This window comes from Photobacterium japonica, assembly GCF_050337005.1.
Lineage (GTDB): Bacteria > Pseudomonadota > Gammaproteobacteria > Enterobacterales > Vibrionaceae > Photobacterium > Photobacterium japonica.
Map to the genome: position 1 here is coordinate 105,205 of NZ_JAKJSN010000015.1, position 14,107 is coordinate 119,311.

The 14,107-nt window shown below is 50.9% G+C and carries 15 protein-coding genes; 7 read left to right on the forward strand and 8 right to left on the reverse strand.

From position 1 onward, the window contains the following. Window positions 1-3 precede the first annotated feature (3 nt). Entirely contained in the window at window positions 4-822 is an 819-nt protein-coding gene (locus tag L4C36_RS06750; protein WP_428477031.1) for a symmetrical bis(5'-nucleosyl)-tetraphosphatase, read from the forward strand. Window positions 823-914: 92 nt separating this feature from the next. Here L4C36_RS06750 and folA read toward each other — a convergent pair whose 3' ends face one another. From folA to rplU, 7 genes are all read right to left on the reverse strand, one after another. Then, window positions 915-1,400, reverse strand: a complete 486-nt coding sequence (gene folA / locus L4C36_RS06755) for a type 3 dihydrofolate reductase (RefSeq protein ID WP_428477032.1) — start codon at window positions 1,398-1,400, stop codon at window positions 915-917. Window positions 1,401-1,449: 49 nt separating this feature from the next. Then, window positions 1,450-1,923 carry a threonine/serine exporter family protein gene (locus L4C36_RS06760; protein ID WP_428477033.1) on the reverse strand — a complete coding sequence of 158 codons (474 nt, stop codon included), beginning with the start codon at window positions 1,921-1,923 and terminating at the stop codon, window positions 1,450-1,452. Then, window positions 1,923-2,711 carry a threonine/serine exporter family protein gene (locus L4C36_RS06765; protein ID WP_428477034.1) on the reverse strand — a complete coding sequence of 263 codons (789 nt, stop codon included), beginning with the start codon at window positions 2,709-2,711 and terminating at the stop codon, window positions 1,923-1,925. The genes L4C36_RS06760 and L4C36_RS06765 overlap by 1 nt, the downstream gene beginning before the upstream one ends. Before the next feature lie 139 nt (window positions 2,712-2,850). Next, a complete protein-coding gene (cgtA, locus tag L4C36_RS06770; protein WP_428477035.1) occupies window positions 2,851-4,026 on the reverse strand; it encodes an Obg family GTPase CgtA in 1,176 nt (391 codons plus the stop codon). A 138-nt stretch (window positions 4,027-4,164) separates the two neighbouring features. Continuing rightward, complete coding sequence (locus L4C36_RS06775; protein WP_428477036.1) at window positions 4,165-5,088, reverse strand: DMT family transporter; 924 nt, start codon at window positions 5,086-5,088, stop codon at window positions 4,165-4,167. Window positions 5,089-5,153: 65 nt separating this feature from the next. Further along, the gene (gene rpmA / locus L4C36_RS06780; RefSeq protein WP_428477037.1) at window positions 5,154-5,411 is read right to left on the reverse strand and encodes a 50S ribosomal protein L27; all 258 of its coding nucleotides are present in this window, start codon (window positions 5,409-5,411) and stop codon (window positions 5,154-5,156) included. An 18-nt stretch (window positions 5,412-5,429) separates the two neighbouring features. After that, window positions 5,430-5,741, reverse strand: a complete 312-nt coding sequence (gene rplU, locus L4C36_RS06785) for a 50S ribosomal protein L21 (RefSeq protein WP_428477038.1) — start codon at window positions 5,739-5,741, stop codon at window positions 5,430-5,432. Window positions 5,742-6,155: 414 nt separating this feature from the next. Between rplU and ispB the strand changes: the two genes are divergently transcribed. Beyond that, window positions 6,156-7,127, forward strand: coding sequence for an octaprenyl diphosphate synthase (gene ispB, locus L4C36_RS06790; protein ID WP_428477039.1), 972 nt, complete (start codon window positions 6,156-6,158; stop codon window positions 7,125-7,127). A gap of 183 nt (window positions 7,128-7,310) precedes the next feature. Beyond that, on the forward strand, window positions 7,311-7,502 hold the full coding sequence (locus L4C36_RS06795) for a hypothetical protein (RefSeq protein ID WP_428477040.1): 192 nt from the start codon (window positions 7,311-7,313) through the stop codon (window positions 7,500-7,502). Window positions 7,503-7,581: 79 nt separating this feature from the next. Here L4C36_RS06795 and mdh read toward each other — a convergent pair whose 3' ends face one another. Then, entirely contained in the window at window positions 7,582-8,520 is a 939-nt protein-coding gene (mdh, locus tag L4C36_RS06800; RefSeq protein WP_428477041.1) for a malate dehydrogenase, read from the reverse strand. A gap of 377 nt (window positions 8,521-8,897) precedes the next feature. Between mdh and argR the strand changes: the two genes are divergently transcribed. The 4 genes from argR (at window position 8,898) to L4C36_RS06820 (ending at window position 14,076) form a co-directional block, all read left to right on the forward strand. Then, entirely contained in the window at window positions 8,898-9,368 is a 471-nt protein-coding gene (gene argR / locus L4C36_RS06805; RefSeq protein WP_428477042.1) for a transcriptional regulator ArgR, read from the forward strand. A 387-nt stretch (window positions 9,369-9,755) separates the two neighbouring features. Continuing rightward, complete coding sequence (locus L4C36_RS06810) at window positions 9,756-10,724, forward strand: TAXI family TRAP transporter solute-binding subunit (protein ID WP_428477043.1); 969 nt, start codon at window positions 9,756-9,758, stop codon at window positions 10,722-10,724. A gap of 109 nt (window positions 10,725-10,833) precedes the next feature. Then, window positions 10,834-13,410 (forward strand): TRAP transporter permease, encoded by a 2,577-nt coding sequence (locus tag L4C36_RS06815; RefSeq protein ID WP_428477044.1) that lies wholly within the window; start codon window positions 10,834-10,836, stop codon window positions 13,408-13,410. Between the two features lie 183 nt (window positions 13,411-13,593). Beyond that, a complete protein-coding gene (locus tag L4C36_RS06820; protein ID WP_428477045.1) occupies window positions 13,594-14,076 on the forward strand; it encodes a universal stress protein in 483 nt (160 codons plus the stop codon). The last annotated feature ends 31 nt before the right edge of the window (window positions 14,077-14,107 follow it).

Below are 14,107 nucleotides of genomic sequence, written 5' to 3' on the forward strand. Positions count from 1 at the left end.
CTTATGTCGACCTACCTTGTCGGTGACATTCAGGGGTGTCTGGCTGATTTACAGCATTTACTGGACGATGCCCAGTTTGATCCCACGGCAGACACGCTGTGGCTCACTGGTGACTTAGTCGCGCGCGGCCCGCAGTCGCTTGAGACCCTGCGTTTTGTCAAAAACCTAGGCAAACGCGCGACCACCGTACTGGGTAACCACGATTTACACCTGCTAGCGGTCACCAACGGCATAGCCAGAAACAAACCGAAAGATAAACTGCAGCCAATTCTGGATGCACCAGATTGCGATGCACTGATGCACTGGTTGCGCCACCAACCGCTATTGGCGGTTCACGCCGACCATGATTTTGTGATGACCCATGCGGGGTTACCTCCCCAATGGGACTTAGATCAGGCACAGCAGTACGCCCGCGAAGTGGAAGCCATTCTGCAAGGTGACCGCTACCTGTGGCTACTGGAAAACATGTATGGCAACGGCCCCGAACAATGGGATCCGTCACTAACGGGGATTGAACGCTACCGCTTTATCATCAATGCCTTTACCCGTATGCGCTTTTGCTACCCCGATGGCCGTCTCGACATGGACTGTAAATTGGCACCTGAGCACAGCGGTGAAACCGGGTTAGTGCCATGGTTCGCCCTAGAACGCCCTCATATCGACAAGAAGATGATATTTGGCCACTGGGCTGCCCTTGAGGGCTACGAGGATGATAACGTCATAGGGTTGGATACAGGCTGCGTCTGGGGCAACAGCATGACACTTTTACGTTGGGAAGACGGTGCGCGATTTGAGCACGCCTGTCCGGTGCACGCGAGCTGACCCCTGCATATACCAGCCAGCTCACGCCAAAGAAAAAGGCTTGCCCATGGGCAAGCCTTTTACATGGTAAGTCGTACTAAACGAATAACCGTCTAGGCATTCCGTTCGAGGATCACAAAGCGCATGTCATGGGCGTTTTTCTCATCCGCCACATACGTTTCACTGTGCACTTCCTGCCAATCACGCCCCCAATCAGGGAAGCAGGTATCGCCGTCTACCGTCCAATCAATGAACGTCAGGTACAAACGCTCCGCCTCTGGCAAGCACGCGGTATAAATCGATCCGCCGCCGATGATCATCAGCTCGTCAACCTGACCGGCCGCCGCTTTAGCTGCCGCAATATCCGCAACGACCGTGATCCCATCAGCTTGATAAGCGGCGTTACGGCTGATCACGATATTGTGGCGACCCGGCAACGGGCGACCAATGGACTCATAGGTTTTACGCCCCATGACCACAGGCTTGCCCATCGTGACGTGTTTGAACCAAGCAAAGTCGGCCGGTAAATGCCACGGCATCGCATTGTCTTTGCCAATCACGCGTTCATGAGCCATCGCGGCCACCATACTGATTTTCATCTGATCTTCCCCGTCTTCAATGTGTCCCCGTTATATCACAGGACAATGGCTAAACGACAGGCCGACGGCGATAGAATAACAACCCCGGCATGGCTAAACCAATGGCCAGCGAGGCAATGATAAACACCGCCTTGAGCATGTTGTCCATCAGCATCGCCCACAGCTCAGGGGTAAAGCCGCTGTGATTGATCTCCACCAAGGCGATCATGGCCTTAAACGCAAACACCCCTGGCACCATCGGGATCATCGCCGCCACGGTGAACACTTTCGGGTGGGCGAGAAAACGGTGCGACCAATGCACGCCGATCATCCCCACTAACGTTGCGGCGCCCAGCGTCGCCCACTCAATCGAAACGCCCCAGTGCATAAGCGCAAACCGAAAGCCGTGCCCTAACGCCCCGCCAATGGCGCAATATTTCAACGCTTTCGGTGGCACATTGAACACCAACGCAAACCCGATAGCCGGGATCATGGCAAAGAACATGTCGTGAAGCAGAGCCAGCAAAAAGGTGACAGAAAACATTATAACCACCCCCACACACCCAACACGTTCATCGCCGCGATAATCCCCATACTGGTGGATAACGTCAGCAATGACGCCATCGTCCAACGGGCAATCCCCATATTTACGTAGCCTTTTACCATGTCAGAAATGGCATTGATGAGCGGGAAGCCCGGCACCAACATCAGCACCGATGAGGCCATCGCGATAAAGGGCGTTTCCCCGATCTGATACACCTCACCAAAACCGGAAATCAGGGTGGTGACAAACGCGGTGATACCAAAATTCAATAAGGGATTAAAATGGCAATGTGCGATCTCTTGACGCACGAACATGCCAATCGCGGAGGCAAAAAAGGTCAACACAAACACCGGCCAATCCCCGCCAGCTAAACGGCTAAAAGAGGCGCAGGACAACCCAATCATGACGATCACCAAATAGCGGTTGTATCGCCACGGCTGGATCTTCTCAAGACGCTGATGCACACCGTCGATATCAAGCATCCCGCGCTCAGCCAAAATACACACCCGTTGGATCTCGGTCACCACCTGCATGTTGATCCCGCGATCCTGACATTGGCGCGTGGTGGTGATACACCGATCACGGCTCAAGGTTGTCAGTACCATCGAACTGGCTGACAGTGACACTTCCACACTGTCGACGCCTAAGGCGAGCCCTAACCGCCTGGCCACATCCATCACTAACGCGCTTTCTGCCCCGTGCTGCAACAAACGTTGCCCTGCTAACACAGATAACCGTGAAACTTCCCGTTGCATGGGTTCTGATAAGGGTGCTGTTTCCACCTGCATTGCCACTCCTGTTAAATGCTATGATCCCGTCGATGGTGAATTATCATACAAAATAATGAGAGTGGGTTTGATTAGACACAAAAAAAGCCGCGCTAATGGCGGCTTTTCATCATGGACCTTCATCAGGTCAACAGCAGACTTACGGCTTGTAGATGATCTCTACGTCGTAATCGTCTTCGTTCCAGTCGTCCCAATCATCGTCATCATCATCCGATTCTTGCGCTTTCTTCAGCTGTTCAGTGTGGTAATCATCCCACTTGAAGTCCACTTTCTCGACTTTATTTTCTTCAGCTTCGTACTTAATCTTCGGCATCGCATCAATCGCGCCCATCAGATCAAACGTCAGCTCTTTCGTGCCGATGCGGTTCAGCGCAGAAATACTGTAGTACTTGTCTTCCCATGCCAACGCTTCAAGCACGTCAGTGATCTTCTCTTGCGCTTCTTCTTCAGAAAGCAGATCCGCTTTGTTGAAAACGATCCAACGTGGCTTATTGCCTAACTTGTCACTGTATTGCTCAAGCTCGTTGATGATCGTAAAGGCATTTTCTACCGGATCCGAACCATCAGCTGGCAACAAGTCGATCATGTGCAAGAGTACACGACAACGCTCAAGGTGCTTCAAGAAACGAATACCCAAGCCTGCACCATCAGCAGCGCCTTCGATCAAGCCTGGAATATCAGCGACAACGAAACAACGATCAGAGTCGACACGTACCACACCCAAGCTTGGTACAAGCGTGGTAAATGGATAGTCAGCCACTTTTGGCTTCGCCGCAGACACAGAGCGAATGAACGTTGATTTACCGGCATTCGGTAGACCTAGCATACCCACATCAGCCAGCAACAACAGCTCCAGACGAAGGTGACGTATCTCGCCCTTACTGCCCATTGACTTTTGACGAGGCGCACGGTTTACCGACGATTTGAAACGGGTGTTACCCAAACCATGGAAACCGCCTTTAGCGACCATGATTTTCATGCCGTGCTCAGTCAGATCGGCAATGACTTCGCCCGTATCTTCATCAATCGCACGCGTACCCACAGGGACAGTCAACACGCTGTCAGCACCGCGTTTACCGGTACAGTTACCACCACGACCATTTTCACCACGCTCTGCCGCGTGGAAACGCTCGAAGCGGTAGTCGATCAGGGTGTTAAAGTTTTCATCGGCCAATAGGTAAACATCACCACCATCGCCGCCATCACCACCGTCAGGGCCCCCTCTCGGGACGTACTTTTCAGTACGGAAACTGACTGTACCGTTGCCACCGTCACCGGCGTCAACGCGGATTACCGCCTCATCAATAAACTTCATTTTTTTCTCCGCACTGTGGCGTTAAAACTTTTCATCTGGCGGCCTATACCACCAAAATACTATTAACCTATTGTACAACCAAACGTCGCGCTTATCTGGCCTTTCCTGCAAGATCCCCGTTCAGGGATCCTACCAGCATTATTGCTTACGCAGGAAACGGTGACCTGTTGCGCTGAACATCGCGCTACCGACCACGACCATTGCACCCATGTAACCGAGGCTATTTAATGCCACCGAGGCCACATGCGCCGGCCAAATCAAGCTCGCAAGATCCACAAACACAATCGTGAACAGGGGTGTTAACGTAATCACCGCACTCACTTTTGAGGCTTGCCAGCGTGCCATGGCTTCAGCAAACGCGCCATACCCCACCAAGGTGTTGATACAGCAGAAGAGCAGCATGCCCACTTGGCGAGGATCCATCAACTGGATCTGACTCGGTGTCGCCAGCGGTGTTAGCATCACTGCGCAGATCACATAGATCGTCAGCAGGATCTGCGGGGAACTATAGCGCTTAAGCATCGCTTTTTGCGCGAGGGCATAGATCACCCATACCACCGCCGCTAAAACGGCCAACAATACCCCTGTTGTGTACCCATTCAGGCTGGTAAATAACTCCGCCAGGCGTTCGTTAAAGAACAACAGCAAGCCGGATAATAAACCCACAACACCGATCTTCTGATGCCGTCCAAGCGTTTCTTTAAAGCAGACTACACTGGCGAGCAACAACATAACAGGTGCGAGCTGGATAATGACTTGTACGACAGGAGGATTCAAATATTCAAGTGCGCTGTTAAACAGGACAAAGTTACCGGCAAGGCCGATACTGCCCAGCAGCATGATACCGCCTCCAGACACGCCTAACGTACTGACAGCAGGGAGTTGGCGGCGATAGCTCAACCAGAGGCCAAGCCCTAACGAGGCGGCGACGAAACGGTACCAGACGATGGTAAAGGGATCCATCACTTCTACCGCCTGCTTCATCGCAATCGGTAGTGCTCCCCAGAAAACCGCAGTCAGCAATGCCAGCGCCATCCCCATGAGGGGATTCTGTTGTGGCATAGTGCCTCCAATAACAAAAAGCCCCGCCAATTGGCAGGGCTTTTATCATTTATGTCGAGACTGAATTATTCAGCTTCGATAGAAATGAATTTACGGTTCTTAGGACCTTTCACTTCAAACTTAACTTTACCGTCAGTTAGAGCGAATAGAGTGTGGTCTTTACCGCAACCTACGTTAGTACCAGCGTGGAACTTAGTACCACGTTGACGAACGATGATGTTACCTGCAAGTACAGATTCACCACCGAAACGCTTAACACCTAGGCGTTTAGCTTCTGAATCGCGACCGTTACGAGTAGAACCGCCAGCTTTTTTATGTGCCATCTTTAAATTCTCCTGTTATTAAGCGCTGATGCCAGTAATTTTGACTTCAGTGAACCACTGACGGTGGCCCGCTTGCTTACGAGAGTGCTTACGACGACGGAACTTAACGATTTTAATTTTATCGCCACGACCGTGAGTAACTACTTCAGCAGTTACTTTACCGCCAGCCAGGAAAGGTGCGCCTACAGTTACTTCTTCGCCATTAGCTACTAGAAGTACTGAGTCGAATTCAATGCTAGCGCCAGTTTCAGCGTTTAGCTTTTCTAAGCGTAGGGTTTGGCCTTCGCTTACACGGTGTTGTTTACCACCACTTTGGAAAACAGCGTACATGTCTTACTCCGCTTGTCCGCATAGGCCATTTGCCACGTAAATTTTGGGCAATGGGTATGCGCTTAATCTTGTCATCAATAGGGCGCGAATGTTACGTGAAAACAGATCTTCTGGCAAGTGATTGTGCAAAGAAAATTGGTGAAAAGGTGCTCAGGAATAAAACTCACTGATTTAAACACAATCGAGGTTATGAAGATTGCGCGCTTTTAGTGTAATATTCGATAATTAATTTTAGCTACTGATTAACAAATCAAGGCGCTGACATCCTGCTTCCGACAAGGCTTAAGCCTTGTGTGCCCTGCACTTAAGTCGCACGATGACACATTCATCCACGAATGGCCTCGCGTTTGATGATCAGTCAGCTCGCTCAAAATTCCGCCGAATTACCGGCGCACTATTTTTGCTGGATGTACAATGGATTTCAAAGCTATCCAAGCGCTCACTGCCAGTGATATGGCAGAGGTTGACGCGAAGATACTGGCGCAGCTGAACTCAGATGTCGCCCTCATCAATCAACTCGGTTTCTACATTGTCAGCGGTGGAGGCAAACGCCTACGTCCAATGCTGGCCGTTTTGGCGGCGCGTGCGCTGGGCTATGACGGCGATAAGCACACCACAGCGGCCGCTTTTATCGAATTTACCCATACAGCAACACTGCTACACGATGACGTTGTGGATGAATCCGATATGCGCCGCGGTAAAGCTACCGCCAATGCCATGTTCGGCAATGCCGCCAGCGTTCTGGTGGGCGATTATATCTACACCCGCTCTTTCCAAATGATGACGAGCCTACGATCTTTAAGGATCCTTGATATCATGAGTGAAGCGGTGAATGTGATCGCCGAAGGAGAAGTGCAGCAATTAATGAACTGCAATGATCCTAATACCACCGAAGATAACTACATGCAGGTGATCTACTCAAAGACGGCCCGCCTGTTTGAAGCCGCGACGCAGATCGCCGCGATCCTTGTCGACGCACCACAAGACGTCGAAACCGCACTGCAAGACTACGGCCGTTACTTAGGGACTGCCTTCCAGTTGATCGACGATGTCTTGGATTACACCGCTGACGGTGACGAGATGGGCAAAAATGTGGGCGATGATTTAGCAGAAGGCAAACCGACCCTGCCGCTATTGCATGCCATGGCACACGGTAATGCCGAACAACAAGCCATGATCCGCGAAGCGATTGAGCAGGGTGACGGGCTTGATAAGCTTGCGCCTATCCTCGCCTGCATGCACGACGTCGGCTCACTGGCTTACACGCAGCAACGCGCTGAAGAAGAAGCAGAGAAGGCCATTGCAAGCCTCGCTTGCTTGCCTGAGAGCGATTACAAGACAGCATTGATTGCCCTTGCCCATTTGGCAGTGCATCGAAACAAATAAGCCAGCACGCGATACCGTTCGGATCATCCCGATGGTGATCTCTTGGCCCCCAAAAGCCTGCGTTTATACGCAGGCTTTTTTGATCTTTTCTGCCCCGTCATACGTTCCTTGCCATAGCGAAAACCACGCTACGCTATATAAAGAGACACAAAACGATCATTAGGATCGTGACGGGAGGTGACCATGCAAGCGAAAGATCTTAAGCCGGGAATGTGGGTGGAACATCAGCAAGGAATCGCGGAAGTGGTGGAGGTAGATCAAGATCACAACACGGCGATCATTGAAAAACGCCATGATCATCGTCGCGTCAGTATTTGCTGTGATGATCTTGTCGACCAACCTCAGCTTCATAATGGCTGCGATAGCTATTATTAGCCACGCTGCTATTTATCATACGACACAAAAAAAAGCGGCCACTCAAGGTGTCCGCTTTTCTCTTCTATTTATCGTTCACTTACTTCACAGCAAACGCTTCGCCTTTCTCGATATCATCGTGCAAGGTCTCTAGCATGCCTTCCAGTGCCGCTTGCTCAAACGCGCTAAGCGGACCGTAATCCATCACTTCCTCAACCCCTTCTTTCCCCAATAGGATAGGCTGAGCGAAGAAACGGGCATGCTTACCGTCACCTTCAACATACGCACACTCAACAAGACCGGTTTCGCCTTGCAGTGCACGCACAAGCGATAGACCAAAGCGGCATGCCGCCTGACCCATAGACAGTGTCGCTGAACCGCCACCCGCCTTCGCTTCTACCACTTCCGTACCCGCATTCTGAATACGTGGTGTCAGTGCTTCAATTTCTTCTTGCGTAAATTCCACGCCTTTTACTTGCGATAGCAATGGCAGAATGGTTACGCCAGAGTGGCCACCAATCACAGGTACGCTCACTTGGCCTGGATCCAAATCTTTCAGCTCTGCCACGAACGTTTCAGAACGGATCACATCCAGTGTCGTCACACCGAACAGCTTACGCTTGTCATACACACCGGCTTTCTTTAGTACGTCAGCAGCAATGGCTACCGTTGTGTTGACTGGGTTCGTGATGATGCCCACACATGCTTTTGGACATACAACAGCAATTTTTTCTGCTAGGGCTTTTACAATCCCTGCGTTCACGTTAAAGAGATCCGCGCGATCCATACCAGGCTTACGCGCCACACCTGCAGAGATCAAAACAACATCCGCACCTTCCAATGCAGGCGTTGGATCTTCACCGGCATAACCTTTGATCGAGACAGGGGTTGGGATATGGCTAAGATCAGCCGCTACACCCGGTGTTACTGGGGCAATATCATACAGCGCCAGATCAGAACCAGCAGGGAGACGGTTTTTTAGCAATAATGCCAACGCCTGCCCAATACCACCAGCCGCACCAATTACAGCAACTTTCATGTTCGTTCTCCTTTACGATAGAAGTATAGATATATAATTTTCAGACCTAATCATATGAAATAACTATTAATTTGAATTAATAATTATTTCATATTTCGGCTAGATCAAACGTTATAGGAAGCCACAGTCAAATACAATCATATGCCGCACGCTTTGCGATATTACGCATGACTATGAATTAAATGTGCTACATCCGTATAACATTTCCCGCTATAAACTTGACCAATAGGCATTTTGCGACTTGCATAAAAGATCATATTTATGCATTTAAGCACGCGATTTGGGTGACACATGCACCAGTTTATTGGAACACCGTTTGCTTGCAGCCCAAAGGTTTGCCAGAATACCCCCCTCGTCCCTGTACATGAAATTTACTTATGCGAAATTCAGATAAACAAGAGCGCTTAGTCAAAGCGTTCAAAGCCATTCTAAAAGAAGAAAAATTCAGCTCTCAAGGCGAAATTGTCGATGCGCTGAAGGCCCAGGGGTTCGATAACATCAACCAATCTAAAGTCTCGCGTATGCTGACGAAATTCGGCGCTGTGCGTACCCGCAACGCCAAAATGGAGATGGTGTACTGCCTGCCTATGGAGCTCGGTGTTCCGACGACCAGCAGCCCACTGAAAGAGTTGGTGATGGAAATCGGTTATAACAGTGCATTGGTTGTGATCCACACCGGTCCAGGTGCCGCACAAGTGATTGCACGCCTATTGGATTCTTTGGGTAAAGCTGAAGGGATCTTGGGTGTAGTCGCGGGTGATGACACCATTTTCATCACGCCAACGAACAGCATTTCAACGGAAGATCTGTTCGACTCGGTATGTGAATTATTTGACTACAGTAAATAATTATTTACTTGTGCATTAATGCCAGACAGCCCTTTTCTGCCCTTGCGCACGACTGTCTGGTATTAGTGAGAGACTGATCACAATCAAACAATCTTTTCCTTCTCCCCTCGATAACAAACAACCCCATGATTTAAAAGCATAAACACTGCATGCCACACTCGATCCAATAAATCCCCCCTTATGCCTTACCCCCTCTTTGCATTAACAAACTTTTAAACTTCTCACTTATCTTTGGTATCATCTTATTCGCTGAAATGTGTACTACCTTGGTAGATAAGCCTTTTTCATCGTCGCTATTTTTGCTCTGAACAAACGGTACATGCGATAGCGATAAGCACGATAAAAACGCAAGGCTCTAGGAATAACAATAATCAGGAAGGGACCACTATGGCACTAAAGCAATTGATGACAGCCAGCGCACTCGCCGCCGCAATGATGACAGCCGGCATGGCTAACGCGCAAAACTTTATCACCATTGGCACCGGTTCGGTCACGGGGGTCTATTACCCGACAGGCGGCGCCATCTGTAAGCTCGTCAATAAAGACCGTAAAACCCATAACGTTCGCTGTTCGGTGGAATCAACCGGTGGCTCTATCTATAACGTTAATACCATGCGTGCCGGTGAACTCGACTTCGGTATCGTGCAGTCTGACTGGCAGTACCACGGCTATAACGGTACCAGTAAGTTTGAAAAACAGGGCCCATACAAAGACATGCGCGCGGTATTCTCTCTACATGCCGAACCGTTCAATATCATCGCCCGTGCCGATTCCGGCATTAATAGCGTGGCTGATCTGAAAGGCAAACGCGTGAACATCGGTAACCCGGGTTCTGGCGACCGTGCCACCATGGGCGTCGTGATGGAGGCCATGGGCTGGACCAACAAAGACTTCAAACTGACCTCTGAGCTGAAAGGGTCTGAGCGTTCGCAAGCCTTGTGTGATAACAAAATTGACGCCTTTGTCTACGTGGTGGGTCACCCGAATGGATCCATCAAAGAGGCGACAACCTCGTGTGATGCCAAACTGATCCCTGCCACTGGCGCATCTATCGATAAGATCGTGGCAGATAACCCGTACTATGCCAAGAGCACCGTACCGGGCGGCATGTACAAAGGGACCACCGATGAAGTAAACAGCTTTGGTGTGGCGGCTACACTGGTTTCTTCAACCAATGTGCCGGATGACGTGGTCTACGCGTTAGTGAAGGGCGTTTTTGAGAATTTTGACACCTTCAAACGCCTTCATCCTGCATTTGCCAACTTGAAGCCGGAAGACATGGTGAAAGACGGTCTGTCTATCCCACTTCATCCGGGGGCAGTGAAATATTACAAGGAAGCCGGTTACCTTAAGTAAGGCCGACGATCCTCATTTCACACTGTCGCATGCGCCCACACGTGGCGCATGCTGTTTTTCCTATCCGCAACCACGCTTCACTCCCTCGCCCATCAAAGAAGGATAATGCATGACGAAGACAACTTCCTCGTCGACAGACGTGCAGGATATGGTGGCACAGGCCGATACCGGGGCAAGGAGCCCGCACGGATTGGCTGGTCGTATTCTCTGGATAGTGCCCCTGTGCTGGTCACTGTTTCAACTGTGGTATGCCTCGCCATTACCGTTTATTTTTAATTTCGCGGTGCTCAATGACACCGAAGCCCGCTCTATTCACTTAGCGTTTGCAGTCTTTCTCGCGTTTACTGCTTACCCAGCGCTGAAACGATCACCGCGCGATCGCATCCCTGTCCTTGATTGGATGCTGGCGTTTGCCGGCAGCTTTTCTGCTGCTTATCTCTATGTATTTTATACCGAGCTGGCGGATCGCTCGGGCGCCCCGACCCAACTCGATATTATTGTCGCTGTCACCGGCATGATCATGCTGTTAGAAGCCACGCGCCGAGCGTTAGGCCCGCCGTTAATGGTCGTGGCTGTCGTCTTCTTACTCTACACCTTTGGCGGCCCGCATATGCCGGACGTCATTGCCCACAAAGGTGCAAGCTTAAACAAAGCCATGTCGCACCTGTGGCTCACCACCGAGGGCGTATTTGGTATCGCCGTCGGTGTATCGACTTCGTTTGTGTTTTTATTTGTACTTTTTGGCGCGATGTTAGAGCGTGCAGGCGCCGGGGCGTACTTCATTAAAGTGGCCTTTTCATTGCTTGGCCACATGCGAGGCGGCCCCGCTAAAGCGGCCGTCGTGGCATCCGGGTTATCGGGGCTGGTCTCTGGCTCATCGATTGCCAATGTGGTCACGACCGGCACCTTTACCATTCCCCTGATGAAGAAGGTCGGCTTTCCTGGCACCAAAGCCGGTGCTGTTGAAGTGGCCGCGTCGACAAACGGCCAGCTCACGCCCCCCATCATGGGGGCCGCCGCTTTCTTGATGGTCGAATATGTCGGGATCTCGTATGTCGAAGTGATCAAAGCCGCCTTACTACCGGCGTTAATCTCTTATATCGCCCTGATTTATATCGTGCATTTGGAAGCCTGCAAAGCCGGTATGCAGGGGCTTAAACGCCGTTACACACCAACAATAACTCAAAACCTCTTCTCTTTTGCCACCACCTTGGTCGGGCTTGTCGTGCTCAGTGCCATCATTTACTACGGTGTTGGCTGGACCAAAGATGTCTTCGGTGCGGCGGCGACTCCCATGATTGCCGGGGTGATCTTGATCGCTTATGTGATCTTGGTGAAGATCTCCGCCAACTACCAAGATCATACTTTAGAAGATCCCAACGCTGACATCACCACCGTGCCAGACCCCGGCCCCACCATCAAATCCGGTCTGTATTTCTTGCTACCGATTGTGGTGCTGGTGTGGTGCTTGACGGTCGAACGCTTCTCACCAGGACTGTCAGCCTTCTGGGCCACCGTGTTCATGATCTTCATTCTGCTGACTCAACGCCCGCTAATGGCCTACTTTAATCAGGAAATGTCACTGTGGCAGGCAACAAAAGTCGGCGGCGTGGATTTACTGGAAAGTTTAGTGACAGGTGCGCGCAATATGATCGGCATCGGTGTGGCCACCGCCGCCGCGGGGATTGTGGTCGGCGTCGTCACCTTAACCGGAATTGGTTTGGTGATGACCGAGTTTGTCGAGTTCATCTCCGGCGGTAATATTATGTTGATGCTGCTGTTCACGGCATTGATTAGTTTGATCCTTGGCATGGGATTACCGACCACGGCGAACTATATCGTGGTTTCCACCCTAATGGCACCGGTTATCGTCACACTGGGGGCGCAACACGGTTTGATCATCCCATTAATTGCGGTGCATCTGTTTGTGTTCTATTTCGGGATCCTCGCCGATGATACGCCGCCAGTGGGGTTAGCGGCTTTTGCCGCCGCTGCCATAGCAAAAAGCGATCCGATCCGAACCGGTATTCAGGGTTTTACGTATGATATCCGGACCGCGATCTTGCCGTTCATGTTCATTTTCAACACGCAATTATTGATGATGAATATCGACTCATGGTGGCACCTCGCGCTGACCGTTCTGTCTGCCATCATTGCAATGCTAACGTTCTCCGCCGCCACACAAGGATGGTGGTTTACCAAAACCAAATGGTGGGAAGTGATCGCGCTCTTGTTGATCACCTTTACTTTGTTTAGACCGGGCTTCTGGTGGGATAAAGTCTACCCGCCACAGCATGATATGCCGGGCGCACTGATCAGTGATGCAGCCGATAAACTCAGTATTGGCCAACCGCTGGCGTTACGCGTGCGCGGGGAAAACTTAGAAGGCAATATGGTCAGTAAACATGTCCGGTTACCGTTCGACGAAGCCGCGATCACCCCAGAAGATCGTATCGCCTCTACCGGACTGATGCTGCGTCAAGAAGGCGAGAAAATGCTGGTCGACATGGTGGCGTTTGACAGTTCGGCCGAAAAAGCGGGGATCGACTTTGACTGGGAAATTACCACCGTCAGTCTACCTGCCGCGCGACCGATGAAGGAATGGGTCTTTGTGCCTACCTTGTTGATATTGACCGCGCTGGGTTGGAATCAACGTCGACGAGCACGCCAAGCCGGTCACCTCTGACAACGGAGCCTTCCCTCTCTCACACCAACCTTCAAGGCCCTTTCTCACGAAAGGGCTTTTTTATTGGCTACCGTTCCTTATATGCGCCGTCACCTTCCGTCTCGGCAGAAACAAGCAGTATCCACCCAAGCGATATACACTATACGTAGCCTTCTTCTTTCATCAAGGAGCGCAACGATCCCTATGTATAAACAACTCTTAGTGCCCATAGATCTTAATGAACCGGGGTTTACCGAAAAAGCCATGCAAATGGCCGTCTGGCAGGCGAAACAAAGTCATGCCACGATCCATTTGCTCACCGTACTGCCTGGGGTTCACCTTGCCATGGTATCAAGTTACTTCCCTAAAGATGCCGCACGACAAATACTGCAAGAGACTCAGCAACAACTCAGGGCATTTGCTGACACGCACATACCACCAGAAATTGTTCACCATCAATGTGTGTGCGAGGGGAAAGTCTGGACCACGATTGTCGAGCATGCCGTACGCATTGGGGCTGATCTCATCATCATGCCCAGCCATCAACGATCCACCCTCGATCACCTTCTACTGGGTTCCGTGACAGGTAAAGTCATCGAAAACTCCCCCATCAATGTACTGATCATCAAGCCACCCGTTGAGGCCGACATCGACGATAATGATGATGACGGCAATCACGAGGACTGACACCTACCGTGTAGCGCGCGCAAAAAAAGCC

Bases quoted from the DNA above. Each gene is read 5' to 3' on its own strand.
- L4C36_RS06750 (WP_428477031.1), top strand. From the start codon at position 4: ATGTCGACCTACCTTGTCGGTGACATTCAGGGGTGTCTGGCTGATTTA.
- folA (WP_428477032.1), bottom strand. From the start codon at position 1,400: ATGAAAATCAGTATGGTGGCCGCGATGGCTCATGAACGCGTGATTGGC.
- L4C36_RS06760 (WP_428477033.1), bottom strand. From the start codon at position 1,923: ATGTTTTCTGTCACCTTTTTGCTGGCTCTGCTTCACGACATGTTCTTT.
- L4C36_RS06765 (WP_428477034.1), bottom strand. From the start codon at position 2,711: ATGCAGGTGGAAACAGCACCCTTATCAGAACCCATGCAACGGGAAGTT.
- cgtA (WP_428477035.1), bottom strand. From the start codon at position 4,026: ATGAAGTTTATTGATGAGGCGGTAATCCGCGTTGACGCCGGTGACGGT.
- L4C36_RS06775 (WP_428477036.1), bottom strand. From the start codon at position 5,088: ATGCCACAACAGAATCCCCTCATGGGGATGGCGCTGGCATTGCTGACT.
- rpmA (WP_428477037.1), bottom strand. From the start codon at position 5,411: ATGGCACATAAAAAAGCTGGCGGTTCTACTCGTAACGGTCGCGATTCA.
- rplU (WP_428477038.1), bottom strand. From the start codon at position 5,741: ATGTACGCTGTTTTCCAAAGTGGTGGTAAACAACACCGTGTAAGCGAA.
- ispB (WP_428477039.1), top strand. From the start codon at position 6,156: ATGGATTTCAAAGCTATCCAAGCGCTCACTGCCAGTGATATGGCAGAG.
- L4C36_RS06795 (WP_428477040.1), top strand. From the start codon at position 7,311: ATGCAAGCGAAAGATCTTAAGCCGGGAATGTGGGTGGAACATCAGCAA.
- mdh (WP_428477041.1), bottom strand. From the start codon at position 8,520: ATGAAAGTTGCTGTAATTGGTGCGGCTGGTGGTATTGGGCAGGCGTTG.
- argR (WP_428477042.1), top strand. From the start codon at position 8,898: ATGCGAAATTCAGATAAACAAGAGCGCTTAGTCAAAGCGTTCAAAGCC.
- L4C36_RS06810 (WP_428477043.1), top strand. From the start codon at position 9,756: ATGGCACTAAAGCAATTGATGACAGCCAGCGCACTCGCCGCCGCAATG.
- L4C36_RS06815 (WP_428477044.1), top strand. From the start codon at position 10,834: ATGACGAAGACAACTTCCTCGTCGACAGACGTGCAGGATATGGTGGCA.
- L4C36_RS06820 (WP_428477045.1), top strand. From the start codon at position 13,594: ATGTATAAACAACTCTTAGTGCCCATAGATCTTAATGAACCGGGGTTT.